This is a genomic window from Candidatus Thiopontia autotrophica (assembly GCF_982804495.1).
The window spans coordinates 1-22447 of the sequence record NZ_CEYDPX010000014.1 but is presented as its reverse complement, the minus strand read 5'-3'; the positions used below and the strand labels follow the sequence as shown (position 1 = coordinate 22447).

Below are 22447 nucleotides of genomic sequence, written 5' to 3'. Positions count from 1 at the left end.
TAACTTCAGAAATACAGCGGAAACAATTCACTGTTATGATCATCCAAAATAACAATAAATCCTTGGGAACATCATGATGAATAGAGCAGCTGTTGAACGTGGCTTCGTATCATTTGCCGGCAAACTGATACGCTGGAAGTGGGTGACCCTGGTTGCCATGTTGGTATTGACGGCACTGCTGCTATCCAATCTGCCAAAGATCACCATCGATACCTCAAATGAGGGTTTTCTCCGTGCTGATGACCCCGTTCTGCTCGATTACAACCGCTTTCGTGAGCAGTTTGGCCGTGAGGAGGTGGTGCTTATCTCACTGCGTCCTACCGATCTCTTTGCCCCCTCATTTCTACAGAAACTGAAGCAGTTTCACAACGATCTCGAGGAGCAGGTTCCTCATCTCGATGAAGTAACCAGTCTGGTCAATGTGCGCTACACCATCGGCAAGGAAGATGAGCTGCTGGTAGAGGATCTGATGGAGGCGTTTCCCGATACCCCGGAGGGGATGGAGCAGCTTCGTGAGGCGGCCATGGCCCACCCCTTCTACAGAAACCTGTTGATCTCTGAGGATGGAACTGTAACTACCATTGTGATTGAGACCCAGGCTTTCTCTGAGGAGGAGGTGACAGATGAATTGAGTGCAGGATTCGATGAGGCAGATGTGATTGCCGAGTCTGCTGAACGTACCTTCCTTACTGATGAGGAGAACAGTGCTGTTGTCCAGGCGGTAATGAAACTGGTGGAGCAGTACCGGGGAGAGGATTTCCCTATGGAGGTGGCCGGATCACCTGTAGTGATGGAGATCCTCAAGAAGTCGATGCAGAGTGATATGCGTCAGTTCACCCTCACCATGGTTGCGATCATCTTTATTTTTCTCTTTCTGCTATTTCGTCGCCTGAGTGGGGTAGTGGTTCCACTGGTTGTGGTTATCCTCTCTCTTGCGGCAACCATTGCCATGATGGCTGCAACCGGGGTGCCACTCAAGCTTACAACCCAGATTCTGCCATCCTTTATTCTTGCAGTCGGTATTGGTGACTCTGTCCATATTCTCTCCATCTTCTTTCGCCATTATGATCGTAATGGTGATAAGAGTGAGGCGATTAAGTTTGCTCTGAGTCACTCCGGGCTAGCGGTGGTGATGACCAGCCTGACAACTGCTGCGGGGCTCTTCTCTTTCTCTACTGCCGAGCTGGGTGCAGTGGCTGAGCTGGGAATATTTGGTGGTATTGGTGTGCTCTTTGCCATGATCTACTCACTTATCATGCTCCCGCTACTACTGGCTATTCTTCCAGTTCGACAACGTGCTGTGTCAATCAAGGACGGTGAGGGCGATGAGGAGGGAAACACAACCAATAGCCGGATGGATCATCTGCTAAACAACGCTGTTGCAGTTGCCACGAACCACTCAGCAAAGGTGGTGTTGGCCGCTGCCCTGCTGTTTGTTGTTGCAATCGCCGGAATTACCCAGCTGGAGTTCAAACATGATGTGCTGAAGTGGTTCCCGGAGAGTCAACCGATTCGCCAGGCAACAGAACATATTGACCGTGATATGGGTGGAACTATCTCGGTTGAGATATTGGTCGATAGTGGGGAGCAAGAGGGTCTCTACGATCCAGAGCTAATGGCCAGTCTGGCAGGGCTGCAGGATGGCCTTGATACCCTGGGCGAGGGAGATAGTCAGCTGAGGAGCGGTAAACGTATATCGGTGGTTGATATCCTGCGAGAGACAAACCAGGCTCTTAATGAAAATCGAAGTAGTCACTACAAGGTTCCAACAGAACGGGGGCTGTTGGCACAGGAGCTGCTGCTGTTTGAGAATAGTGGATCTGATGATCTGGAGAAGATGGTTGATAGCGAGTTGCGAACTGCCAGACTCACTCTAAGGCTTCCATGGCGTGATGCTGGTGCCTATACGGAGCTTGTGGATGAGGTGCAGCAACGCGTGGACGAGGCTTTTGGGGAGGGTGTGAAAAGCAGTGTAACTGGTCTGATGATGATCTTTGCGCGTACCCTCGATGCAATGATGACCAGCATGGTGAAGAGTTACTCAATCGCAGCGATTGTGATCACCTTGATGATGATTTTGCTGGTTGGTCATTTTCGACTTGGGCTAATCAGCATGATCCCTAACCTGTTGCCGATCACCATTGTGCTTGGGGTTATGGGGTTGACCGGGCTTCCGTTGGATGCATTTACCATGCTGATTGGAAGTATTGCACTGGGGTTGGCGGTGGATGACACGGTTCACTTTATGCACAATTTCCAGCGTTACTACCGCAAGAGTGGTGATACTGTAGAGGCTATAACCCACACCCTCCACACCTCGGGGCGTGCAATGGTGGTGACAACGATTGTACTTAGTCTGGGCTTCTTTATCTTTATGCGTTCCGAGATGAGTAATCTATTCAATTTTGGTGGACTTACCGGTCTGGCAATTATCCTGGCGCTAGCGGCTGACATACTGCTTGCTCCCGCACTGATGACGCTGATATTCGGCAAGAGCAATAATCCACAGCAAGGGGTAACACCATGAAAAATATAGCTAGTACCCCGCCCAGTAAATGCCCTGTAATTAGGGCGAGCATAAATTGTCGAGAACAAGGCGGAAAAACGCAGGAATATGCGTATATTTCAAGTTTTCCCAACGCAGTTATCGGCGATTTAGGCCGTTATAATTATGGGGGATTTACTGGGCGGGGTACTAGACTCGGAACTCTGCTTCTACTTGCCGTGGTTGCTGGAGCAGCGTTTGCTACCCCTACGGCACGAGAGATTATGGAGGCTGTCAACGATCGTGATGATGGGGACAATGCAGTGATGCAGATGGAGATGCGCCTAATCGACAAGAGAGGAAAGGAGCGAGTTCGCAAGCTGAAGAAGTGGTCACAGGACCGTGGTGAGGATAGCTACAGCCTGCTCTTTTTTCTCTCCCCCTCTGATGTAAAAAACAGTGGATTCCTCACCTATGACTACGATGAGCCGGGCAAGGATGATGATCAGTGGCTCTATCTGCCGGCACTACGCAAGACCAAGCGCATCGCCAATGATGACAAGAGCGGCAGCTTTATGGGGTCGGACTTCAACTACTCGGATATGACCGATCCGGATCTTGATGACTATACCTTTAACCTGATGAAAGAGACCGAGGTGAAGGGTCATCCCGTATGGCAGATTAAATCTGTTCCAAAATCCAAAGAGATTATTAAGGAGACTGGATACAGGCAATCAGTCGTCTTTGTGCGCAAGGATAACCATGTGGTGGTGCGTGCAGTACGCTGGCTGGAGAAGAAGGGAAAACTTCGTTATCTTGATGTAAAGAAGCTGGAGCAGATTGACGGTATTTGGACCCCGACGGAGACAACTATGACCACCAAGCAGGGGAAGAGAACCCAGCATAAGACGGTCATTAGTTACTCCAGTGTTAAATATGATCAAGACCTTGATCAAGGCATATTCAGTGTGCGACGTCTGGAGAAGGGCGCTGACTAATGTCCAGATGTCTTGTTCTGGCGTTACTGCTAATTTCAGCAACAGTCACTGCAGCTGAGGATGAGCTCTCTCTGGAAGATGCTCTGGCTGGATTTGATGTCAGCGAAGAGGGGGAGCTTGCAGTTGAAGGGGCTCTCGAAGGGTTTGATGATGAGCCTTACCCGGGAGTTGATCTCTCTATCGATGATGTTTTGGATGGCTTTGAGAGTGATAGCAGAGAGGAGGTGGTCGATTTAGAGGAGGAGATGGAAGTTGTTACCAGACCGTGGCTGTTCGGGACGGATGAGGAGCAGGGGATGGGGATTCGTGGTCACTGGATTGCCGGTAGCTCCTGGAATATAGCTGGTGAGAGCCCAACCAGTGACCGCCTGACCAGGCTATCCACCAAGCTATGGCTTGAGGCAGAGAGTGAGATTGGTGATGGCTGGAAATTTCATGGTGATGGCTTCCTGCGCTACGACTTTGCCTACGAGATCAATGGACGCGACCAGTACACCAGCGGGGTGCTCGATACCTATGAGAGTGACGAGGAGATTGGTGAGCTCTGGATCCGTGGGTCGCTGACCCCTGACCTGGATCTCAAGGTGGGGCGGCAGATTGTGGTATGGGGACAATCCGACTATCTACGGGTCAACGATATTATCAATCCAATTGATCTGCGTGAGCCTGGGTTGGTTGATATCGAGACTCTGCGTCGTCCCGTGGGTATGGTCAAGAGTGACTATTATAGTGGCCTATGGCGCTGGAGTGCATTACTGATTCCAGAGAACCGTTCTAATCTGTCGGCACCATGCGGTAGTGAGTATTCACTGGCTGGGGTGGCGACACAGTCAAAATGTGACAGTGATGCCGTTCCTTCAGACACTCCAGGAGATGGGCTGGATGATGCAGAGTATGCTCTCTCAGCCATGGGCCGTTTCAGCGGCTGGGACCTCTCCTTATATGGAGGAAGATTCAACTATGGTACTGCTTATAAGGATGGTACCGGCTTATCAGCGGTCATGAGAAATGCTCGGATAAATCATTTAGGTGGTGCGGTTAATATTGCCGAGGGAAGCTGGCTCTGGAAGGGGGAGGTGGCAGTGATAGATGGACTACGCTACTTCAATACAGGTGCAGCCGAGAAGTCACGACTGGATATTTTATTGGGTGGAGAGTATCGCGGTATCACCGACACCACGCTCTCCTTTGAGGTGTTGAGACGACATATCAACAGTTATGAGAGCTCTCTGGTCGATGGTACCGACTATGTGGATGAGAATAGCTGGCAGAGTGTATTTGCCTACAGTCGTGAAATGTACAATGAGACCCTCCATCTTAAAGGAGTGCTGTTACGTAATGGCAGCTCCCTGGATGATGGTGGTTATCTACGACTCTCGGCCGCGTATGATCTGGATGATAATTGGTCGGCTACTGGTGGGGGTATTTGGTATGACGCAGCAAAGTATCCGCCCAACTGGGGCGACAATGACCGCCTATTTATTGAGATCAGGCGTGATTTCTAATCCTTTGTGCTCCAGTCCCGAAAACGGTTCAGCAGATCAAGCAGTTCATGGTCAGATATACAGTAGAAGACGAAGCTTCCATTCTTTTCACCACGCACCAGATTCATCTCTCTCAGCTTTCTGAGGTGAAAGGAGACGTTGGTCTGGCTCAATCCGGTATCTGCAATCACGGCCGATACCGGCCTGCACTCAAGCCCCAATGAGGTGAGAATACGCAACCGATTGGGTTCGGATAGTACCTTGAAAAGTGATGAGAGCTTTTTGACCTGTTCCATAATCTGTGGTTAAATCATCGTATGCGTTACTGCTCATATGTGAGCACATTTATATGAATACTCCATTACTTCACTTAAACTGTCAAGGAGGCTGGGATGGTTGAGATATTTTCTCTTCAGGTGCAGGCGAATGAGAGCGTTATAAGACTCTCCGCCTTCCTTGGGATTTTTGCAGTTATGGCTCTATGGGAGCTAGCTGCACCTCGGCGCAGGCTCTCTATGGGGCGTGGGGTGCGATGGGGCAGCAATCTGGGGATAGTAGCAATCAATACCGTGTTGGTGCGCCTGCTCTTTCCTGTTGCCGCTGCAGGGTTTGCAATGGTCGTCTCCGATGAGGGTTGGGGGCTCATGAATCAGGTTGATCTGGGTGTGGTTACCAAGATTGTGATGGCGCTTCTGGTGCTGGATTTTGCAATATACCTACAGCATAGGCTGTTTCATGCAGTTCCACTACTATGGAGGTTGCATCGTATGCACCATGCCGATCTCGATTACGATGTCACCACCGGGGCACGGTTTCATCCAATCGAGATTATCCTCTCGATGGTTATCAAGTTTGGGGTGATCCTGCTAATTGGAGCACCTGTGGTAGCGGTTATTCTGTTTGAGGTGCTGCTGAACGCCACCGCAATGTTTAACCATGGCAATGTTAGGTTGCCGCTATCCATTGATAGCTGGTTGCGCTGGATTGTGGTTACCCCCGATATGCACCGGGTTCACCACTCTGTGATTCGTAGAGAGACGGATAGCAATTTCGGTTTTAATCTTCCGTGGTGGGATCGTCTGCTGGGAACCTACATTGCCCAACCGGAAGAGGGGCATCAGGGGATGGAGATTGGGCTACCGCAGTTTCGCCACTTTGGTGATAACCGGCTGGATCGGATGCTTGTCCAGCCTTTTTATGAATCATTAAAAAAGTAATGGATAACAGATGAAAAAAATTCTGCTAATAATTGCTCTTGTCGCACTACTGATCATGGCATGGCAGTGGCGTGGCGATATCAACCAGCAGCAGATTGAACTCTGGATTGAACAGGCAGGGCTCTGGGCACCAATATTTTTTATAGTACTCTATGCGGTTGCCACCGTTCTCTTTGTGCCGGGCACAGTCTTGACTCTGGCTGGCGGCGCACTCTTTGGCCCCATCTTTGGTGCACTGATCAACCTTACCGGTGCCACTATCGGTGCCACCCTTGCTTTTCTGGTATCCCGTTATGTCGCCTCCGACTGGGTGGAGCAGAAGGCGGCAGGCAAGATGAAAAAAATCCTCGAAGGAGTGGAAGAGGAGGGATGGCGTTTTGTCGCCTTCACCAGGCTGGTTCCGCTTTTCCCATTCAATCTGCTCAACTATGTATTGGGGTTGACCAAAATCCCGTTTCTCCACTACGTGGTTGCCAGCTGGATCTTTATGCTTCCTGCATGTTTTGCCTACACCTATCTGGGGTATGCTGGAGGAGAGGCGCTGAAGGGGAGTGAATCGATGATCCAGAATGGGGTTATTGCACTGGCATTGATTGCGCTGGTTGCATTCATTCCGCGCGTGGTGACACGTATGCGACAGGATAGTGGTGATGGAAAGTAACAGATTTCCCATCATATACCAGCCAGTAGAACGTCCTGTATCTGAACAGGACTCCCTGCCTGGCCGTTACCCCAGGTTTTTTCAATGGCTCTCAATGGCGGCCTTCACCCTGGCCTTGATGGGGTGGCTAAATGAATCATGGTTTTACTGGTTTGAGAGCCCAATCTGGTTAAATCGCTATACTGAATACGCCATCATTCTCGGTTTTGGGGTGTGGCGCATCTGGGCCGAGAAGAATAGCTACACTAGAAAACGGCTGATCGTGCTGGTGGCTGTGGTCACCATTTTCTGGTGGTTGATCCCGTGGCTAATTCCCAGATTCGAACCCTATGTAGGTTATCTCTGGAGTCAGCCCATCTTTCCCAGTATCCACGTGCCCGGGACCATAACCTTCTTCCTGGTTTTGGGGTTGGTATTTCTCTTTGGTCGTCGTGTGGTCTGTGGCTGGGGCTGCCCCTGCGTAGGTGTCCGTGAGACTGTTGGCTATGCCTTTAGAGACCGCACTATTCGTGGCAAGTGGGCGCATCGCTTGCGTCACAGCAAGTGGTTCTTCTTTGTAATCTACATGGGAGTACTGGTTGCCACCCTGTTTCCACCATCTGCCTGGACCGTAACCTTTGTCGGCATGTTCTATGCAATGGTTGGACTTACCTATTTTGGAACCTTCTTTCTAATGCCTGCAGTGGGTAATCGATTCTACTGCCGTTACCTCTGCCCCTACGGCGCAACCTTCGGACTACTTAACCATGCCGGTTTCTACGGCATAGAGATGGAGCAGGAGCAGTGCAATGACTGCCGGCGTTGTGAGCAGGTCTGTGACATGGGTATCCGGGTCTGGGAGGAGGGCAAGGCGGAGGGGAGGGTCACCGATCTGGAGGACTGCATGGGGTGTGGCCGCTGTGTGGTCTCCTGCCCAACCAATGCACTGGAGTTCAGGGATGTGAGAAATCTGCTGCGTAGCGGTCTGAGACAGGATGCAGATTATCTGCTCAAGCGTACGGCGCAGCCACCTCTGCCACGCAGACTTCCAGAGTTGCTGCCGGCAGCAGAGCGTATTGGTAACTGGGATGAGATTGGTGCGACTCAAGAGGCAGAGGAGAAGATCTCATGGGTTATGGAGCAGGCGGGGCGCTGTCTAAATTGTGGTGTTCCGGGGTGTCGGAACGGCTGTCCACTCTCCAACAAAATTCCCGAGTGGCTTGGATTAGCTGCCGCCGGCAGGATTCAGGAGGCGGCGGCAGTGATTCACCAGACCAATCCATTTCCGGAGATCTGTGGCCGTCTCTGTCCGCAGCATCGCCTCTGTGAGGGAGGATGTACCCTAGCAACAGAGCCCGAAGGGGCGGTGGCCATTGGTGCACTGGAGAGGGCAGTATCTGATATGGCGCTGGAGAGCCCCATATCCATCAAGCCATCTGTAAGCCGGATCACTAAATTCGGTAACAAGAGTGTTGCGGTTGTAGGTGCTGGTCCGGCTGGCCTGGCCTGTGCGGAGCAGTTGGCAGCGTCTGGTTGTGGAGTATCGATCTATGATCAGGAGTCGGAGATTGGCGGGCTGCTGTTGAGCGGTGTCCCCTCATTCAAGCTGGAGAAGTCAATCCTGACTCATCGCCGCAAGATGCTGGAGCAGATGGGGGTTGTCTTCCATCTTGGGGAGCACTGTTCGACTGAGCAGATCAGGGCTCAGGCAGAGAGTGCAGATGCTCTCTTCCTCGGAACCGGGGCACAGAAACCACGCTCGGTACCGATTTCTGGAGATGATCTGGAGGGGGTATTTGATTCTCTGAGTTACCTGCGCCATGCCAATCCGAATTCCGACAATCCCAATAACCGGCAGATAGAGGGGCGGCGAGTTGTGGTTCTTGGCGGGGGCGACACTGCTATGGATTGTGCTCGTAGCGCCGTGCGTCAGCGGGCAGCTGAGGTAACGGTAGTCTGTCGCAAGGCAGAGGGGGAGATTCGTGCCGCCCCCAAGGAGGCTTTGGCGGCCAGTCAGGAGGGGGTGAACTTTCTCTACCTCAAGACGCAGACCGAGATTGTTGGGGAGGATGGCAGGGTCAGTGGGGTAAAACTGATGAGCCTCTCCACCAGGGATGATGGTCTTTGTGGTGACCCCGGTGTCGGTATTGCCGGACTTGAGGAGCTGCTGGAGTGTGACATCATTATTCTTGCCTTTGGTCAGGTCAAGGAGAAGGCCCCATGGCTGGAGACCCTGCAGAGAGAGAACAGCAAGGTGTTTACGGGCGGAGACCTCAGTCGTGGCCCCGATCTGGTGGTGACAGCCATTGCAGATGGGCGTAGGGCGGCTGCAGAGATTATGGAGCGGTTATGAGTAGTTGCACCACAGACGAGCGGCACAGAAGTGTGCTTGAGCGACCTGTAATTGAGAGAGTGCCAAGAGTTGCGACACGACTGGTAAATGGTAGCTACCTACTTGGATCATTGCCACTGCTCATTTCCCCAACGGCTCTGCTGGCCCACCATACTGATGACCATCTGGTGCTGATGGGGGGAGTAGAGGAGGCAGTTCGAGTAGGTGCCCAATCAGGTGGTGTTGATGGTCCTTGGGCGTGGTTTGCCATCTCCTTTGTTGCGGCACTGATTCTGATCGGGTTGCTGCGCTGGAGGGGGGTGCCACGTTATGTGATCGTTGCCGTGGTCATGGTGGCCATTGCCATCCCCTCCGGGTTTACCATGCTGGAGAGCAGCCGTAGTGGAACCGGGATTGGCCTCTACTCAAATGAGTGGGAGCCCGATCCAATGCAGCAGTATTGGGATCCGGAAAACTTCTATAATGCAAACAGCAAGATCAAAGCCGTTTTCAGTGGGGATCAGTGCATCCAGTGTCATCAGAGCATAACCCCGGGAATTGTGCGTGACTGGAGAGAGAGTAGACACTCTGCTCCCACCAATGGGGAGGAGGTTGTGAGGTGTCCAGCATGTCATGGGGATGATCATGGCAACCTCCATCTCCCCAACCCAACAACCTGTGGTGGCTGTCACACCACGCAGCTGACCCAGGTTGAGGATGAGAAAAAATATGGATTCCCCAGCCACGCCCTGGCCATGGAGCGAGCAGTTGATGCCAAACACTTTGTAGACAAGCCAAAACCGGAGGTACTCTCCTGTCTGCAGTGTCACTCAGTCGCCACCAAGTGTGACTCCTGTCACACCCGTCACCGTTTCAGTGCGGCAGAGGCGCGGCGCAGCGAGTCCTGCATTACCTGCCACTCAGGCCCCCCTCATCCAGATGACAAGACCTACTTTGCCTCTGCCCATGGCAAGATCTACAGAGAGGAGGGTGGTGACTGGGACTGGAATCAGCCACTCAAAAAAGGAAACTACAAGGCTCCAACCTGTGCTTACTGCCATATGGAAGAGGGTATTCATTCGGTTGCCCATAAATCGATCTGGAAATTCGGTATCCGTGAAATTAATCCCAATACCTCTGGCAACAAGGTTCTGCGAGAGCGCTGGGTCAATCTATGCATGGATTGCCACCAAGAGGAGGAGTCGCGGCAGTGGCTGAGAGAGATGGATGAGGAGCGCAAGGAGGCGTGGAATATGCTCTACAGGGCGGAAGGGGTGCTGAAAGATCTCCGTTCCGATGACAAGATTACCCCTGCTCCGGGTGAGCGTCCGCCATACCCGCTCGACAAGATGGACCAGCTCTGGCCACGGGCACATATAGGTTTTTTTGAGGGGCAGGCCTCCGCCTTCTACAATGTCTCGGGCATCGAACGTGACTATTTTGAGATGTGGTACTTCGATAATCTGCATGGATACAAGGCCGCTGCTCATGGCGATCCGGCGGGTGTGGAGGAGGCACACAAGGCCATGGAGCGTGATCTGAATGGTATCGAGAAGAGGGCGGAACAGTTACGCTCGTCTGCCAGCGAGGAGAGTGCTGCACATCCGCAAGATGATGGTCTCTGGCTTGAAGGCAGGTATACCGATTACAACAGGGAGAATAACTGATGCGATATCTCTGGTTTGCTCTGTGGATGGTATGGACTTCCACCCAGGCCGTGTCGGAGGAGTTCCTGCTGGACAAGGTATATGGCGAACAGGAGTGCGTCGAGTGCCACCATAAGGTCTCCGCAAAGATAGTGAATACTCATCGTCAGGGCAGACATGGCTCGGGCAGTGTAGGGTGTAGCGACTGTCATGGGAGTAGCCATAGCGATTCCCTGGCTCGCTCCAGAGCTAACCAGAGCTGTACCCAGTGTCACACTGGTGTAGAGCAGAGAAGTTACGAGACCTCCAAACATGGCGTTATCCTCACCCTGGAGGAGTCCAGCTGGGATCTCACCAAACCGCTTGCCACGGTCTCAGTCCGTACCCCGGGATGCGCCTACTGCCATCTATCGGATGGAGACCATGCTATGGAACCCAAGGCTGATGGTGATCCCAAGATATGTGGCAAGTGCCACTCTACCCGTTACCTGAAGACCCTGGCCTCCAGTGGAGAGGCGATGGAGGAGGTGGGTGAGATGAAGGTGCTGGAGGCGAAATGGCTTCTCAAGTGGAAGGGGGGAGATCTCCCTCAACAGGAGCAGAAAGAGTTACTAGATTCGGTGAAGAGACACAGGCACAATCTCCGCCTTGGAGTTGTTCACCACTCCCCAGATTTTCAGTGGTGGCACGGGCAGCCGGCACTAGATGGTGACTTCATCCGCATACGCTCTAAAATACTGGAATATAGATAAATAACTAATTGATATATCGAATAAAAAATGAAATGGATTGATAAGATACCACTAGGTCATCTAGTGTTGATTGCATTGATGCTGGCGGTTATGCCTGCAATTTTCCCTCCTCACCCTGAACCACATCTGGTAGAAAAACTAAAGATGCTGGCGGACGGAGTGCTTGTGAAACCGCTGGATATCTTTGACCTCCTCCTTCACGGCACCCCGATTACCCTGTTGCTGATCCGTTTGGTGCGGATCTGGAGTGGAAAGGTATGAATAAAAAAACCGCTCTCGGCACAAGCCAGGAGCGGTTTTTTGTGATCCAGTAACGTTAACAATTACAGAAAGACCCCCTTCAGGAAGAAGAAGAAGAGGATAGAGAGGAGCGCCCCGGCTGGGAGTGTAACTACCCAGGACATAAAGATGGTGCGAATGGTGCCCATATCCAGTGCAGCAATACCTCGGGCAAAGCCAACACCAAGAACAGCGCCAACCAGGGTCTGGGTGGTCGATACCGGGAGGCCAGTACCAGACGCAATAACAACGGTAGAGGCTGCGGCAAGCTCGGCAGCAAACCCGCGACTGGGGGTTAGTTCCGTAATTTTCTGTCCTATAGTGGCCATAACCCTGGCACCATAGGTAAGCAGTCCAATCACAATACCAATACCACCAAGTAGCAGCACCCAGCTTGGCATAATTGATTTGGTTTCAATGGTTCCACTCTGAACCACGCCAACCACTGCAGCAATAGGCCCAACTGCATTGGCCACATCGTTGGAGCCATGAGCAAATGCCATTGCTGATGCAGTAACAACCATCAGAACAGCAAAGACCTTCTCCACGTTGGCAAAGTGGAAATCCTTGTCAGCCTCCTCATCAACCTCAATTCTGCGAATAAAGAAGATACCTATAGCCATGATCACAACCCCAGCCAGCACTGCGAGCTGAAAACTGGTGCCAGTGGTGAAGTGTAGTCCTACATGTTTAAGCCCCTTGACGATGGTCACCAGTGAGATGACAAATCCAGTCAGAAAGATATACATGGGGACAAAGCGTTTGGCATTCTCAAAAGGTTTGTCGGTATCGAGTATCAGTTTTTGTACCGAGCGGAATATGGTGAAGGATAGCAATGCGGCCAGCATGGGGGCGCCAAACCAGCTCATAATAATAGATCCAACCTTGCTCCACTGAACCGCATCTACACCGATTCCTACAGCGGCAAAACCGACGATGGCACCTACAATGGAGTGAGTAGTAGAGACCGGCCAGCCAAAGTATGAGGCAACCAGTAGCCAGATAGCGGCTGCCAATAGCGCTGCCAGCATCCCGAATATCAGAATCTCTGCCCCATTTGGCATGCTCTGCAGCATATTGGAGTCGATGATCCCCTTACGGATGGTTTTGGTTACCTCACCACCTGCAAGGTAGGCACCCAGGAACTCAAAGATGGCAGCAACTACAACTGCCTGTTTAAGTGTAAGCGCACGAGATCCAACAGAGGTTCCTATTGCATTGGCTACATCATTGGCACCAATTCCCCAGGCCATAAAGAGACCAAAGATGGCAACCAGAATCAGATAAGTTGATGAATAATCCATTATTACATTCTCCCTTATCGAGCAAGCATTAGTTGCAGACGACTACCGACTCGCTGAGCAAGGTCACCAAGGTCACCGGTCCAGTTAATCAGCTGGTAGAGGAACATAACCTCCACAGGCGGTAGCTCATTCTCAATGCCAAATAGAATCGCGCGAATCTCACGTTCGATTGTGTCGGTGTCTGATTCGATGGCATCCAGCTCAGTCAGCATCTTCTCCACCAGTCTGACCTCACCGCCACGGAAGCCGGTCTCTACCAGTTCGTCAAGCTCATTGATTGCGACCTGTGCCTGTGCCGAGGCATCAACACTACGGCTTATGAACTTAATGAAAAGTGGGCCCATAGCTTCGGGGATCTCCATCTTGCGTCCGGTGATAATTCCTGCAATATCCTTGGAGCGGTTGGCAATACGGTCCTGCATCGCCAGTACATTCAGTACATCGCCTCTGGAGACCGGCATAAACATCCCTTTGGGGAGGTGGATACGGAGCTCTTTTTTCATGTCATCAGCTTCATGTTCGAGGTCGGAGATTCTCTTTTGTGTGGCGGCAACGCTATCAAAATCTCTCTCTATGGCCGCCTCAAACAGCGCCTCTAGCTCCGAGATACAGGCCTGAACCTTGGCCATGTGAGTCTGTAGTGGATTGATCGGTGATCGTGCAAATATTCCGGAAAAATAGTTTCCCATTTAGTTACCCTCCTTGGGTATATTTTCTATCGTTAAGTCGTTTCTTTGTTTAGTAGAGATTGCATTTTAATTGATGAGATTTATGCATGTAAAACCATTTTTATCATTTTTTCTGGGGTATTGATCGCTCGCATCTTTTATGATTAACGGCTATTCTGAAATGGTTGTTACGTAATTTAAGGGCACGTTTTTATGCATGATGAGGTAAAGAAATATTACGGTCAGATTCTGGTTACCAGCAGTGATCTACAGACTGATGCCTGTTGTACAGATGCATCGATGCCACCATGGCTAAAAGCGGCAATGGCTGATATTCACGATGAGGTATCAGCCAAGTATTACGGCTGTGGTCTGGTGGCACCACAACAGCTGGAGGGGGCCAGGATTCTTGATCTCGGTAGTGGCTCGGGGCGAGACTGTTACCTGTTGGCGCGCCTTACCGGTGAGGATGGATATGTGGTGGGTGTCGACATGACTGATGAGCAACTGGATGTGGCTAAGCGCCATATTCAGTGGCATGCCGACCGCTACTGTTACTCCACTCCAAACGTGGAGTTCCGCAAAGGGTATATCGAGAGACTGGATGAGCTCGAGCTTGAGGATGAGAGCTTCGATATTATTGTCTCCAACTGTGTCATTAACCTCTCCCCTGACAAGGATGCCGTGTTGCGTGAGGCGTGGCGGGTGCTGAAGCCAGGTGGTGAGCTCTACTTTTCTGATGTCTATTCGGAGCGCAGGGTGCCGGAGGAGCTGGTAAAGGATCCTCTGCTATATGGGGAGTGTCTCAGTGGGGCCCTTTACTGGAATGATTTTCTGACCCTGGCCAAAAACAATGGCTTTGCAGATCCGCGTCTGGTGGAGGATCGCCCACTAACTATCGACAATCCGAAGATTGAGGAGATGCTGGGGACACACCGTTTCTACTCCGCAACCTACCGACTCTTCAAGATTCCGGAGCTGGAGGGGAGCTGTGAGGATTACGGTCAGGCTGTTATCTACAAGGGGACGGTAGAGAACCATCCAGATCTGTTTGAGCTCGATAAGGGGCACCGTTTCGAGACGGGCAAGGTGGAGCCAGTCTGCGGCAACAGTTGGAGAATGCTGCGTGATAGCCGCTTTGCCGACCACTTCGAATTTTTTGGCAGCGGGGATACCCACTACGGAATCTTCAATGGTTGTGGTACCGCTATGCCGTTTGATGAAGATGGTAGTGGAGAGCATGCTTCCGAGGGAAGCTGTTGCTGATAGATTATGCTCGATAGTTATCCCCATCTGAAGGAGATCCCCTTCCCTCCAATTCAGCGCAGTCCACTAGAGACCCTGCAAGTTAACCTGGGTTACCGCTGTAACCTTAGCTGTACCCACTGCCATGTCAATGCCGGTCCCAACCGTACCGAGATGATGGATGGGGATACAGTCGACAGGGTAATTCAGGTGCTGGAGAGTGGGGGGGTTAAGGTTCTTGACCTCACAGGCGGTGCCCCTGAGATGAATCCCTGGTTCCGTAAGCTGGTTATGGCGGCAACCAGTCTCGGCATACGGGTGATTGATCGCTGTAATCTCACTATACTGGAGGAGCCTGAGCAGCATGAACTGGCTCAGTTTTTATCAGACAATCAAGTTGAGATAGTTGCCTCAATGCCTTGTTATCTAGAGGAAAACGTAGATGCACAGAGAGGCAAGGGTACATTCAATCTAAATATCAGGGGGCTCCAGCGGTTGAATAGACTGGGGTATGGTGACGATGCCGGTGGCAAGATCCTGAATCTTGTATACAACCCGCAGGGGGCACACCTTCCACCTTCACAGGGTGCGCTGGAGCCGGATTACAAAAAACATCTGCATGATAATTATGGGATTATCTTCAACCAGCTGCTAACTATCACCAATCTGCCTATCCACCGTTTTGGCAGCCGACTCCTCTCTAAGGGAGAGTTTGATGGTTATATGGAGCTGCTGCAGAGCGCACATCGAGATGAGAATCTATCTACAGTGATGTGCCGTTCACTCGTCAGTGTTGACTGGCAGGGGGTGATCTATGATTGTGACTTCAACCAGATGCTGAAACTTCCACTGCGCAGCGGGGATGAGCAGGTTATGCATATTGAGGATCTGCTGGATGATGATCTCTCAGAGCTCTCCATACGGGTTGCGGGGCACTGCTACGGCTGTACTGCTGGTCAGGGATCCAGTTGTGGCGGGGCGCTTAGCCAAGGGTAGGATATTGGGCTTACCTTCAATCTCAATCATCATTCCGGTAGTGAATGAGGCTACAGTAATTGAGAAAACACTCAGGCCACTGCAACCGATGCGGGAGCGGGGAGTTGAGATTATTGTCGTGGATGGTGGCAGCAGTGACCAGACCAGAGAGCTCTCACTGCCCTATATCGACCGCTGGGTTAAATCGGATTCTGTCGGGCGCGCACTGCAGATGAACAGGGGGGCGGAACTGGCCAGAGCGGAGGTGCTCTGGTTTCTTCATGCAGACACGCAGGTACCGGAGGAGAGTGATCAGACCATACTGCAGGCACTCCAAAAACAGTTATGGGGGCGCTTTAATGTGCGCCTGAGCGGAGATAGGATGCTACTGAGATTAGTGGAGATGATGATGAATCTGCGCTCATGCTGGAGCGGGATCGCTACCGGGGATCAGGGGATATTTCTTTCGCGCTCCCTGTTTCTGGAGCTTGGAGGGTTTCCGGAGATTCCGTTAATGGAGGATGTTGCCATCAGCAGAGAGCTGAGAAAGAGGGGACGCCCACTCTGCATTCGGCAGAGGGTGGTGACCTCCAGCCGACGCTGGGAGGAGAGAGGGGTGATAAAAACGATCCTACTGATGTGGGGTCTCCGTTTTGGCTACTGGGCGGGAGTCTCACCACAGCGACTAGCCAGAATGTATCGATGAGCTCTCCACTGCTTATCTTCGCCAAGGCTCCTGTTCCAGGATACGCAAAAACCCGTCTGATTCCGGCACTGGGTGAGCAGGGGGCAGCCACACTACAGCAGCGTATGATCAACCATGTAGTCGAAGAGGCGCGGCTATCTGGGGTGGGGCCGGTTACCCTCTATTGCGCCCCAGATTCATATCACCCACTCTTTCAGCAGCTGCAGCAGGACCATGGCCTGGGGATATGCAGACAACAGGGGGCGGATATTGGTGAGCGGATGTTGCATGGATTTGAGCAGACGCTGAAAGAGAGTGAGATGGCTATCCTGGTGGGTACAGATTGCCCGCAGCTGGATGCCAAGCAGTTTCAGGCGGTCCATGCCGCACTGCAGGGCTCAGAGGCGGTGGTGATTCCTGCGCTGGATGGTGGTTATGTGTTGATTGCGCTCAGGCGAGCTTTTCTGGACCACCTGCCAACCCTGTTCAGGGGGATAGAGTGGGGCAGTGACCAGGTGATGGAGGCGACCCGCATGGTTCTCGACAGGTCTGGGCTGGAGTGGGCTGAGCTCTCTCCACTGTCCGATATCGATATCGAAGAGGATCTTGCGCTGCTACCACCCCAGTGGGGAGTTAGTAACCCTTGTGGGTTGTGCTCCTAGGAGAGCATGTCATGTAGTGTCTGTGCTCTCTCGGCACACTCAATACCAAAGTCCGTCAGGTAGCCGCCATCCTTCTGTGAGGTTATCCCTTTTTTGTGAAGTCGCTCTGCCGCTTTAACCATGCCTACCCCGGCACTATTGTGGATCTTTATTCCCTCTTGTGTAGAGTGCAGGTCAAATTGCATTAGAAGATTAAGTTCGTCGACCAGCTCCTGCGTATAACTCATCCCTGTTATCTCCTTGTCATTATTGATAGACCTTCAAAGTATACTCGTTTTCATGGCGGTTACAGGAATATAACAGATAGACTCTGTTTAGATTTTATGATTTTGGCACTCTCTGATCACGACAAGGGGCCATGAATGTTGGCTGCTACTACATGGCCAATGCGGGAGGGATATTGGTGGGCACTGTGCTCTCTGGGTGGATCTATCAGCAGCAGGGGATAGATGGGTGTCTCTGCTCTATTTGCTTATAAGATGTGGACAAAACAGCAGGATGTGGACTATCCTCAAGGTGTTGAGGATGAACTTTATCAGGAGAGCAAAAATGAGAAAAACAGCTAGTGTACTAATTTTAACAATTGGCTCCTTTAGCACAACTGCTATGGCAACCGATCTAATCTGCAGTATGGATGAGATCAACAAGGGTACTGGCGAGGTTACGCATACTGACAATGTAACTGTCACTGTTCCAGACCAGAGCAGCAAGAACGTGACTGCGCTCACCTACTACAACAGTGACCGCATTATCGAAGAGTGGGAGATCACTCCTACCCATTCAAATTATCGTTATCGCAAAATTGTGGATGGTGATGTGCTGAAGATTGAGACCAGCTCTATTGAAGCCTCAAGCGGAAAAGTTATGGGTGCTGTTCATTATGATCCATCACCATATCTGAGGATTCGTGGTCACAAAGAGAAAGAGACAACCTTCTCAGGCCAGTGCTATCTGGCTCCTGCATCTTCAGAGAAGTAGCTCTTAACATCTTCCACCTGTTCTGAAATCCAGACATTGGCGCTCTCGGCGCCCTTGTCTGCGCTTTTCTTGCTCTCTTCATAGAATGCGGAGGCGTCCTTTTTGCACTGCTCTGGATCCTTGTAGCACTCCTCCGCTGCTTGAGCAGCATCTGCAGCAATCAAGCCTACCGAAGCGATAGATCCTACAATCGGTATTTTTGATGCGCCCTTGGCAATCTTTCTGATTCCCTTCGGTTTATCGGCCTCAATCTTCGCAAGCTTGTGATGTGCCTTGTCGAGATCTTTTCTGGTGGAATTAAGTCGCTCTTCTGTTGTTGCTAACCGTCTTCTCTCTCTATCCAGATCTCCACGACTCTTTTCCAGTTTTGATTCCAGTTTTCTGTTTTTTTTAAGTAGTCGTTCTGCGCTCTGCTTATAACCCTTTAGCTGAGCGACCTCTCCAAGAAGAGAGGTGATGTAATAGAGGCCACTACCAACTGCGCCAATGGACCCAACCAGCAATGCGGTAACCATTTTTTTTCTAACCGTCATCGTTGGCTGCCCACTCCAGGTTCTGTTCAATAGAGGAGCGGTGGTTGTTAATAACAACGGAGCCAAACTCCTGAACCAGAGAGTCCATCACATTCTGCTCTATGGTTTCGTAATCAGACAGATGCTGGTAGCTCTTGTAGAGGTCAACTGTCCTGTTTTGCAACTGGACTCGGAGCAGTGATTCAATCAGTAGGTCTGCAGCACTGTCATTGGTATATCCGGAGTACTCCTCACCAATATCCCCTCGTGCTGAGATAATCAGATCCAGCAGTCTGTCACTCTCCTCTTCGCTTGTCTCTTCTGTATGAATCAGATTTTCCAGAGTGATGCCGTGCCGTTTCGCAAGTTTTTGAGCCTTCTCTATCTTTTTTACTCTTGGATTAACAGCCTTTTTTTGAGGCCTCTTCTCTATTTTTTGCGGGGTATGGGAGGGAGGATCACCTGCCATACTCTTGTCGATGCTATCCAGCGCGGTATCAATCTTTTCAGCAGAATCACCATTGTCTGGGTCTTCATCCGTCTCGTCTCCTGGTGGAATATCCACAAATTCCTGGTGCCACTTCTCAACAACATCATTCCGTTCGGACGGGAGAAACTCTCCGGCTGCTACCAGTTCATCAAAAATTGAGCTGTAGACTATCTCTCTGGTCTCTCTATTCTGAATGGACTTGCTCTCGATGACTCTTGGGGTAATGCTGTTGAGCAGCTCTTTAATACGCCTGTCTCGATCTTGGCTGATGCTCCCATATAGAAGGTGGTCAAAAAGCATCTGCGGATCGGCAAACCCAAAAGTAGAGGAGAGTGTATCCATATCCTCCTTGAATGAGATAGCCTCACCAAGCTGCTCTCCAGTTAAATGTTCAACATCAACAGGCTCGACTGGCCCAATCAGCAGAGATATGGGGAGCTCTGTTGGGGTCAGGCGGAAACGGTCATGGATATTGCAAATCTCAAACAGAGCATCTGCCCGCTCTCTGGTGGAGAGCCACCGGTCATCATCTTCTTGTCCAACTTCGTCAGCAGCAAAGGTTTCTGGATCTTCTGTAAGTGAGGACTCCTCAGCAATGTTCTCAACTGTATCGTCAGTAACATCGTCGGTATCCTCATCGGCATCCTCATCGGCATCCTTATCGGCATCCTCCGCGACATCTTCAGAGATATCTACCATCATCTCTTCTGATAAATTCCCTCTGTCCGGTGGCTTGGTCGACTCTATTGTCTCCTCTTTTTTAGGGGCGAAAAAATAGACCGTAACTAACCCGGCAATAGAGACGGCAGACAACACAAGACTGCCAAGGAAGATGGCAGTCAGTAGCAGAAGCAGGAGGGTAGTAAAAGCGTAGAGTCTTTGCTTTTGTGTTAGCACAACATCATGGTGCCGTTGATTGAATCAACTGGAATGATTGCAGCGAGTGGAAATCCAGATCTAGTCCGGTTCCAATAACCACTAAAATCACCATGATAATGGCTGTGGCAACTATGGATGCAACCATGAATTTCATTACTAGCCACACCAGTGAGAGGAAGGATATATCCAGATCGGTTACCCGCACCTTGATGGGGTGTTTGTCCTGAAGGATGTCGCCATCAGATAGCTCACCCTTGTCGTTACGGTTGAATTTAATTCTCATATTGAGCGAAATTATACCAGAGAGATCTCGTCATCAAACCACCTCTTAAGAGAAAGATCAGGTATCCTCTCAGATCATCATCAGAAACATGGTTGTATGTCACATTTTTCAGAACGGTTTAGTGCATTATCGCGGGTATACGGTGAACGCGGGCTAGAGAAGCTTACTACCTCTCATATTTGTGTGGTTGGAATTGGTGGGGTCGGTTCATGGGTTGCCGAGAGCCTTGCGCGCTCTGCAGTTGGCAAGATTACCCTGGTAGATGGCGATATAATTGCCAGAAGCAACTCAAATCGTCAGATTCACACTCTGGAAAGTACGCTGAATCGCCCAAAGGTTGAGGTGATGCGTGAACGTATCATGGAGATAAATCCACAGTGTTGGTGTGATGCGGTTAAGAAGGATCTTGATCACGACAACATGAGAGATATCCTGGAGCGTGGATATGACTGCGTAATTGATGCCATTGACGGAATTAATGTAAAAGCCAGGATGATCTACCACTGTAAACGCAACAAGATCAAAATCGTGACAACCGGTGGAGCGGGTGGGTTGCTTGATCCAACAAAGGTGACCATACGTGATCTTGCCAAAACTGCAAACGATCCACTGGCTGCAAAGGTCAGGTCAGAACTACGTAGAAACTACAACTTTTCAAGAAACCCCACCCGTAGTTTCGGTATTCCATGTGTCTACTCAACTGAACAGCAGCGCTATCCATCGGCGGAAGGGGAGGTCTCTTACTCCAAACCTGGTGTTCCGGGTTTATCTCTTGACTGTGCCTTTGGGTATGGGTCAAGTGTGGCTGTGACCTCAGCAGTCGCACAGGCTGCATGTTATAAATCCATTAGCATTATACTTAATAAATCAGCATGATATGTTATGTATCTAATGTATACAATTAAAACAAAAGAGTTTCTGTAACCACATAAAAATACGTATTTTTACGTATTTATTCACAACCAGATGCTCTGTAATATCTTTGGTACTGGATTTACCTGTATAGAAATAGCTACCGAGACATATTATGAGCATCATTCAACACAATTTAGACGCAGTCATCATAGGCTCCATAGGGGTCATCTCACTGCTATGGTTGGGTCGTAGCATCTATCTTGCCATTAAGGATATTCTTATCGACAGGGCAGAAGAGAGATCCATATCTCACTCTCACTGAGATAACACCACAAGCCATTCTGGCCGGGAGCCTAAATATGCTCCCTGATTACTTTAACTTATCACTAACCACCGGCTACAAATAAAACTAATTTGATATATTGGTATTACCTTATATTATCAAGTTGCGTTAGATGTGGTTTCTTGTCAACAAGGTTAGGAGAAGAGTTATGAGAAAAGTAATCGCTGTCATCGTACTGACACTGGTTGCCTCCAGCGCTTCTGGTTGGTTTGGCGGAGACAATGATAGTTGGGGTGGTTGGGGTAACACGGATGGTTACGGTTATTCTGACGGTCGGGGTCGTGGTCACGGACGCGGATCTACCGACATGGATGGTTCATTCAGCATGACCATCAATGCCAGCGGACGTGCTCACACAGATATGAAGAGTGATATTGATGGTGACTGGAGAGGTGACTATTACGGTGATACCGGATGGAACACCCACTCCTATCCTTATCAGTATGGCTACTATGCATCTGCCCCAGCTTACAACCCAACAGCCGGCTATGAAGCACATCGGAAGGCAGTTGAAGAGCGCCGCGCCGCGGCTGCCCAAAAACGTGAAGAGGCAAGAGCTGTAACTGAATAACCTTGCCGCAACAGAACCCCGGCCGTCATTGCGGTCGGGTCAAATCGCTTGACTAGATTCATTCCCTCTATATAATACGCCGCTCATGCGCCCGTAGCTCAGCTGGATAGAGTACTTGGCTACGAACTAAGGTGTCGGAGGTTCGAATCCTTCCGGGCGCGCCA

At 50.7% G+C, this 22447-nt stretch carries 23 protein-coding genes, 1 tRNA gene and 1 pseudogene; 18 read left to right on the top strand and 7 right to left on the bottom strand.

Annotation, left to right across the window (positions count from 1 at the left end):
• Window positions 1-76: 76 nt before the first annotated feature.
• The 3 genes from AC3ZFK_RS05520 (at window position 77) to AC3ZFK_RS05510 (ending at window position 4988) form a co-directional block, all read left to right on the top strand.
• Window positions 77-2527 carry an efflux RND transporter permease subunit gene (locus tag AC3ZFK_RS05520; protein WP_487541476.1) on the top strand — a complete coding sequence of 817 codons (2451 nt, stop codon included), beginning with the start codon at window positions 77-79 and terminating at the stop codon, window positions 2525-2527.
• Between the two features lie 242 nt (window positions 2528-2769).
• On the top strand, window positions 2770-3483 hold the full coding sequence (locus AC3ZFK_RS05515) for an outer membrane lipoprotein-sorting protein (RefSeq protein WP_487506859.1): 714 nt from the start codon (window positions 2770-2772) through the stop codon (window positions 3481-3483).
• Complete coding sequence (locus tag AC3ZFK_RS05510; protein ID WP_487506858.1) at window positions 3483-4988, top strand: DUF1302 family protein; 1506 nt, start codon at window positions 3483-3485, stop codon at window positions 4986-4988. Before AC3ZFK_RS05515 ends, AC3ZFK_RS05510 begins: the two co-directional genes overlap by 1 nt.
• On the opposite strand, the gene AC3ZFK_RS05505 is transcribed toward AC3ZFK_RS05510, so the two are convergent.
• A complete protein-coding gene (locus AC3ZFK_RS05505; RefSeq protein ID WP_487506857.1) occupies window positions 4985-5263 on the bottom strand; it encodes an ArsR/SmtB family transcription factor in 279 nt (92 codons plus the stop codon). The genes AC3ZFK_RS05510 and AC3ZFK_RS05505 overlap by 4 nt on opposite strands.
• 96 nt (window positions 5264-5359) lie before the next feature.
• Between AC3ZFK_RS05505 and AC3ZFK_RS05500 the strand changes: the two genes are divergently transcribed.
• From AC3ZFK_RS05500 to AC3ZFK_RS05475, 6 genes are read left to right on the top strand one after another with little or no spacing between them, the layout of a single operon-like run.
• Complete coding sequence (locus AC3ZFK_RS05500; RefSeq protein WP_487506856.1) at window positions 5360-6184, top strand: sterol desaturase family protein; 825 nt, start codon at window positions 5360-5362, stop codon at window positions 6182-6184.
• 10 nt (window positions 6185-6194) lie between these two features.
• Window positions 6195-6845 carry a TVP38/TMEM64 family protein gene (locus tag AC3ZFK_RS05495; protein ID WP_487506855.1) on the top strand — a complete coding sequence of 217 codons (651 nt, stop codon included), beginning with the start codon at window positions 6195-6197 and terminating at the stop codon, window positions 6843-6845.
• The gene (locus tag AC3ZFK_RS05490; RefSeq protein WP_487506854.1) at window positions 6835-9177 is read left to right on the top strand and encodes an FAD-dependent oxidoreductase; all 2343 of its coding nucleotides are present in this window, start codon (window positions 6835-6837) and stop codon (window positions 9175-9177) included. Before AC3ZFK_RS05495 ends, AC3ZFK_RS05490 begins: the two co-directional genes overlap by 11 nt.
• On the top strand, window positions 9174-10823 hold the full coding sequence (locus AC3ZFK_RS05485) for a multiheme c-type cytochrome (RefSeq protein ID WP_487506853.1): 1650 nt from the start codon (window positions 9174-9176) through the stop codon (window positions 10821-10823). Before AC3ZFK_RS05490 ends, AC3ZFK_RS05485 begins: the two co-directional genes overlap by 4 nt.
• Entirely contained in the window at window positions 10823-11554 is a 732-nt protein-coding gene (locus AC3ZFK_RS05480; protein ID WP_487506852.1) for a multiheme c-type cytochrome, read from the top strand. Before AC3ZFK_RS05485 ends, AC3ZFK_RS05480 begins: the two co-directional genes overlap by 1 nt.
• A 27-nt stretch (window positions 11555-11581) precedes the next feature.
• Complete coding sequence (locus AC3ZFK_RS05475) at window positions 11582-11815, top strand: RND transporter (RefSeq protein ID WP_487506851.1); 234 nt, start codon at window positions 11582-11584, stop codon at window positions 11813-11815.
• A 62-nt stretch (window positions 11816-11877) separates the two neighbouring features.
• Here AC3ZFK_RS05475 and AC3ZFK_RS05470 read toward each other — a convergent pair whose 3' ends face one another.
• Together AC3ZFK_RS05470 and AC3ZFK_RS05465 are read right to left on the bottom strand one after the other, a co-directional pair.
• A complete protein-coding gene (locus AC3ZFK_RS05470; protein ID WP_487506850.1) occupies window positions 11878-13137 on the bottom strand; it encodes an inorganic phosphate transporter in 1260 nt (419 codons plus the stop codon).
• 14 nt (window positions 13138-13151) lie between these two features.
• Entirely contained in the window at window positions 13152-13826 is a 675-nt protein-coding gene (locus AC3ZFK_RS05465; protein WP_487506849.1) for a TIGR00153 family protein, read from the bottom strand.
• Window positions 13827-14018: 192 nt separating this feature from the next.
• On the opposite strand from AC3ZFK_RS05465, the gene AC3ZFK_RS05460 reads away from it, so the two are divergent.
• From AC3ZFK_RS05460 to AC3ZFK_RS05445, 4 genes are read left to right on the top strand one after another with little or no spacing between them, the layout of a single operon-like run.
• Entirely contained in the window at window positions 14019-15071 is a 1053-nt protein-coding gene (locus AC3ZFK_RS05460) for a methyltransferase domain-containing protein (protein ID WP_487506848.1), read from the top strand.
• Window positions 15072-15077: 6 nt separating this feature from the next.
• Window positions 15078-16046, top strand: a complete 969-nt coding sequence (arsS, locus tag AC3ZFK_RS05455) for an arsenosugar biosynthesis radical SAM (seleno)protein ArsS (protein ID WP_487506847.1) — start codon at window positions 15078-15080, stop codon at window positions 16044-16046.
• Window positions 15946-16731: a TIGR04283 family arsenosugar biosynthesis glycosyltransferase gene (locus AC3ZFK_RS05450; RefSeq protein ID WP_489433745.1), complete on the top strand. Its 786-nt coding sequence runs from the start codon at window positions 15946-15948 to the stop codon at window positions 16729-16731. Before arsS ends, AC3ZFK_RS05450 begins: the two co-directional genes overlap by 101 nt.
• Window positions 16728-17372: a TIGR04282 family arsenosugar biosynthesis glycosyltransferase gene (locus tag AC3ZFK_RS05445; RefSeq protein ID WP_487506845.1), complete on the top strand. Its 645-nt coding sequence runs from the start codon at window positions 16728-16730 to the stop codon at window positions 17370-17372. The genes AC3ZFK_RS05450 and AC3ZFK_RS05445 overlap by 4 nt, the downstream gene beginning before the upstream one ends.
• On the opposite strand, the gene AC3ZFK_RS05440 is transcribed toward AC3ZFK_RS05445, so the two are convergent.
• Complete coding sequence (locus AC3ZFK_RS05440) at window positions 17369-17599, bottom strand: TIGR02647 family protein (RefSeq protein WP_487506844.1); 231 nt, start codon at window positions 17597-17599, stop codon at window positions 17369-17371. The two genes, AC3ZFK_RS05445 and AC3ZFK_RS05440, sit on opposite strands and share 4 nt — an antisense overlap.
• Window positions 17600-17692: 93 nt before the next feature.
• Here AC3ZFK_RS05440 and AC3ZFK_RS05435 point away from each other — a divergent pair.
• A pseudogene (locus AC3ZFK_RS05435) lies at window positions 17693-17832 on the top strand (organoarsenical effux MFS transporter ArsJ); the annotation flags it as partial.
• 89 nt (window positions 17833-17921) lie between these two features.
• The gene (locus AC3ZFK_RS05430) at window positions 17922-18350 is read left to right on the top strand and encodes a hypothetical protein (RefSeq protein ID WP_487506843.1); all 429 of its coding nucleotides are present in this window, start codon (window positions 17922-17924) and stop codon (window positions 18348-18350) included.
• On the opposite strand, the gene AC3ZFK_RS05425 is transcribed toward AC3ZFK_RS05430, so the two are convergent.
• From AC3ZFK_RS05425 to AC3ZFK_RS05415, 3 genes are read right to left on the bottom strand one after another with little or no spacing between them, the layout of a single operon-like run.
• Window positions 18320-18883: a hypothetical protein gene (locus AC3ZFK_RS05425; protein ID WP_487506842.1), complete on the bottom strand. Its 564-nt coding sequence runs from the start codon at window positions 18881-18883 to the stop codon at window positions 18320-18322. The two genes, AC3ZFK_RS05430 and AC3ZFK_RS05425, sit on opposite strands and share 31 nt — an antisense overlap.
• A complete protein-coding gene (locus tag AC3ZFK_RS05420; protein WP_487506841.1) occupies window positions 18873-20249 on the bottom strand; it encodes a hypothetical protein in 1377 nt (458 codons plus the stop codon). Before AC3ZFK_RS05420 ends, AC3ZFK_RS05425 begins: the two co-directional genes overlap by 11 nt.
• A gap of 4 nt (window positions 20250-20253) precedes the next feature.
• Complete coding sequence (locus tag AC3ZFK_RS05415; protein WP_487506840.1) at window positions 20254-20514, bottom strand: hypothetical protein; 261 nt, start codon at window positions 20512-20514, stop codon at window positions 20254-20256.
• 96 nt (window positions 20515-20610) lie between these two features.
• Between AC3ZFK_RS05415 and AC3ZFK_RS05410 the strand changes: the two genes are divergently transcribed.
• The 3 genes from AC3ZFK_RS05410 to AC3ZFK_RS05400 all read left to right on the top strand — a co-directional run bounded on the left by AC3ZFK_RS05410 (window position 20611) and on the right by AC3ZFK_RS05400 (window position 22447).
• The gene (locus AC3ZFK_RS05410) at window positions 20611-21390 is read left to right on the top strand and encodes a tRNA threonylcarbamoyladenosine dehydratase (RefSeq protein ID WP_487506839.1); all 780 of its coding nucleotides are present in this window, start codon (window positions 20611-20613) and stop codon (window positions 21388-21390) included.
• Window positions 21391-21860: 470 nt separating this feature from the next.
• A complete protein-coding gene (locus AC3ZFK_RS05405) occupies window positions 21861-22283 on the top strand; it encodes a hypothetical protein (protein WP_487506838.1) in 423 nt (140 codons plus the stop codon).
• An 87-nt stretch (window positions 22284-22370) separates the two neighbouring features.
• Window positions 22371-22447: transfer RNA gene (locus AC3ZFK_RS05400), tRNA-Arg, on the top strand.

What these genes read in the sequence shown, in the direction of transcription:
- AC3ZFK_RS05470 (WP_487506850.1), bottom strand. Translation starts at nt 13,137, where the DNA reads ATGGATTATTCATCAACTTATCTGATTCTGGTTGCCATCTTTGGTCTC.
- AC3ZFK_RS05505 (WP_487506857.1), bottom strand. Translation starts at nt 5,263, where the DNA reads ATGGAACAGGTCAAAAAGCTCTCATCACTTTTCAAGGTACTATCCGAA.
- AC3ZFK_RS05520 (WP_487541476.1), top strand. Translation starts at nt 77, where the DNA reads ATGAATAGAGCAGCTGTTGAACGTGGCTTCGTATCATTTGCCGGCAAA.
- AC3ZFK_RS05515 (WP_487506859.1), top strand. Translation starts at nt 2,770, where the DNA reads ATGGAGGCTGTCAACGATCGTGATGATGGGGACAATGCAGTGATGCAG.
- AC3ZFK_RS05510 (WP_487506858.1), top strand. Translation starts at nt 3,483, where the DNA reads ATGTCCAGATGTCTTGTTCTGGCGTTACTGCTAATTTCAGCAACAGTC.
- AC3ZFK_RS05410 (WP_487506839.1), top strand. Translation starts at nt 20,611, where the DNA reads ATGTCACATTTTTCAGAACGGTTTAGTGCATTATCGCGGGTATACGGT.
- AC3ZFK_RS05445 (WP_487506845.1), top strand. Translation starts at nt 16,728, where the DNA reads ATGAGCTCTCCACTGCTTATCTTCGCCAAGGCTCCTGTTCCAGGATAC.
- AC3ZFK_RS05425 (WP_487506842.1), bottom strand. Translation starts at nt 18,883, where the DNA reads ATGACGGTTAGAAAAAAAATGGTTACCGCATTGCTGGTTGGGTCCATT.
- AC3ZFK_RS05415 (WP_487506840.1), bottom strand. Translation starts at nt 20,514, where the DNA reads ATGAGAATTAAATTCAACCGTAACGACAAGGGTGAGCTATCTGATGGC.
- arsS (WP_487506847.1), top strand. Translation starts at nt 15,078, where the DNA reads ATGCTCGATAGTTATCCCCATCTGAAGGAGATCCCCTTCCCTCCAATT.
- AC3ZFK_RS05440 (WP_487506844.1), bottom strand. Translation starts at nt 17,599, where the DNA reads ATGAGTTATACGCAGGAGCTGGTCGACGAACTTAATCTTCTAATGCAA.
- AC3ZFK_RS05480 (WP_487506852.1), top strand. Translation starts at nt 10,823, where the DNA reads ATGCGATATCTCTGGTTTGCTCTGTGGATGGTATGGACTTCCACCCAG.
- AC3ZFK_RS05430 (WP_487506843.1), top strand. Translation starts at nt 17,922, where the DNA reads ATGAGAAAAACAGCTAGTGTACTAATTTTAACAATTGGCTCCTTTAGC.
- AC3ZFK_RS05450 (WP_489433745.1), top strand. Translation starts at nt 15,946, where the DNA reads ATGATGATCTCTCAGAGCTCTCCATACGGGTTGCGGGGCACTGCTACG.
- AC3ZFK_RS05500 (WP_487506856.1), top strand. Translation starts at nt 5,360, where the DNA reads ATGGTTGAGATATTTTCTCTTCAGGTGCAGGCGAATGAGAGCGTTATA.
- AC3ZFK_RS05460 (WP_487506848.1), top strand. Translation starts at nt 14,019, where the DNA reads ATGCATGATGAGGTAAAGAAATATTACGGTCAGATTCTGGTTACCAGC.
- AC3ZFK_RS05490 (WP_487506854.1), top strand. Translation starts at nt 6,835, where the DNA reads ATGGAAAGTAACAGATTTCCCATCATATACCAGCCAGTAGAACGTCCT.
- AC3ZFK_RS05475 (WP_487506851.1), top strand. Translation starts at nt 11,582, where the DNA reads ATGAAATGGATTGATAAGATACCACTAGGTCATCTAGTGTTGATTGCA.
- AC3ZFK_RS05485 (WP_487506853.1), top strand. Translation starts at nt 9,174, where the DNA reads ATGAGTAGTTGCACCACAGACGAGCGGCACAGAAGTGTGCTTGAGCGA.
- AC3ZFK_RS05465 (WP_487506849.1), bottom strand. Translation starts at nt 13,826, where the DNA reads ATGGGAAACTATTTTTCCGGAATATTTGCACGATCACCGATCAATCCA.
- AC3ZFK_RS05405 (WP_487506838.1), top strand. Translation starts at nt 21,861, where the DNA reads ATGAGAAAAGTAATCGCTGTCATCGTACTGACACTGGTTGCCTCCAGC.
- AC3ZFK_RS05495 (WP_487506855.1), top strand. Translation starts at nt 6,195, where the DNA reads ATGAAAAAAATTCTGCTAATAATTGCTCTTGTCGCACTACTGATCATG.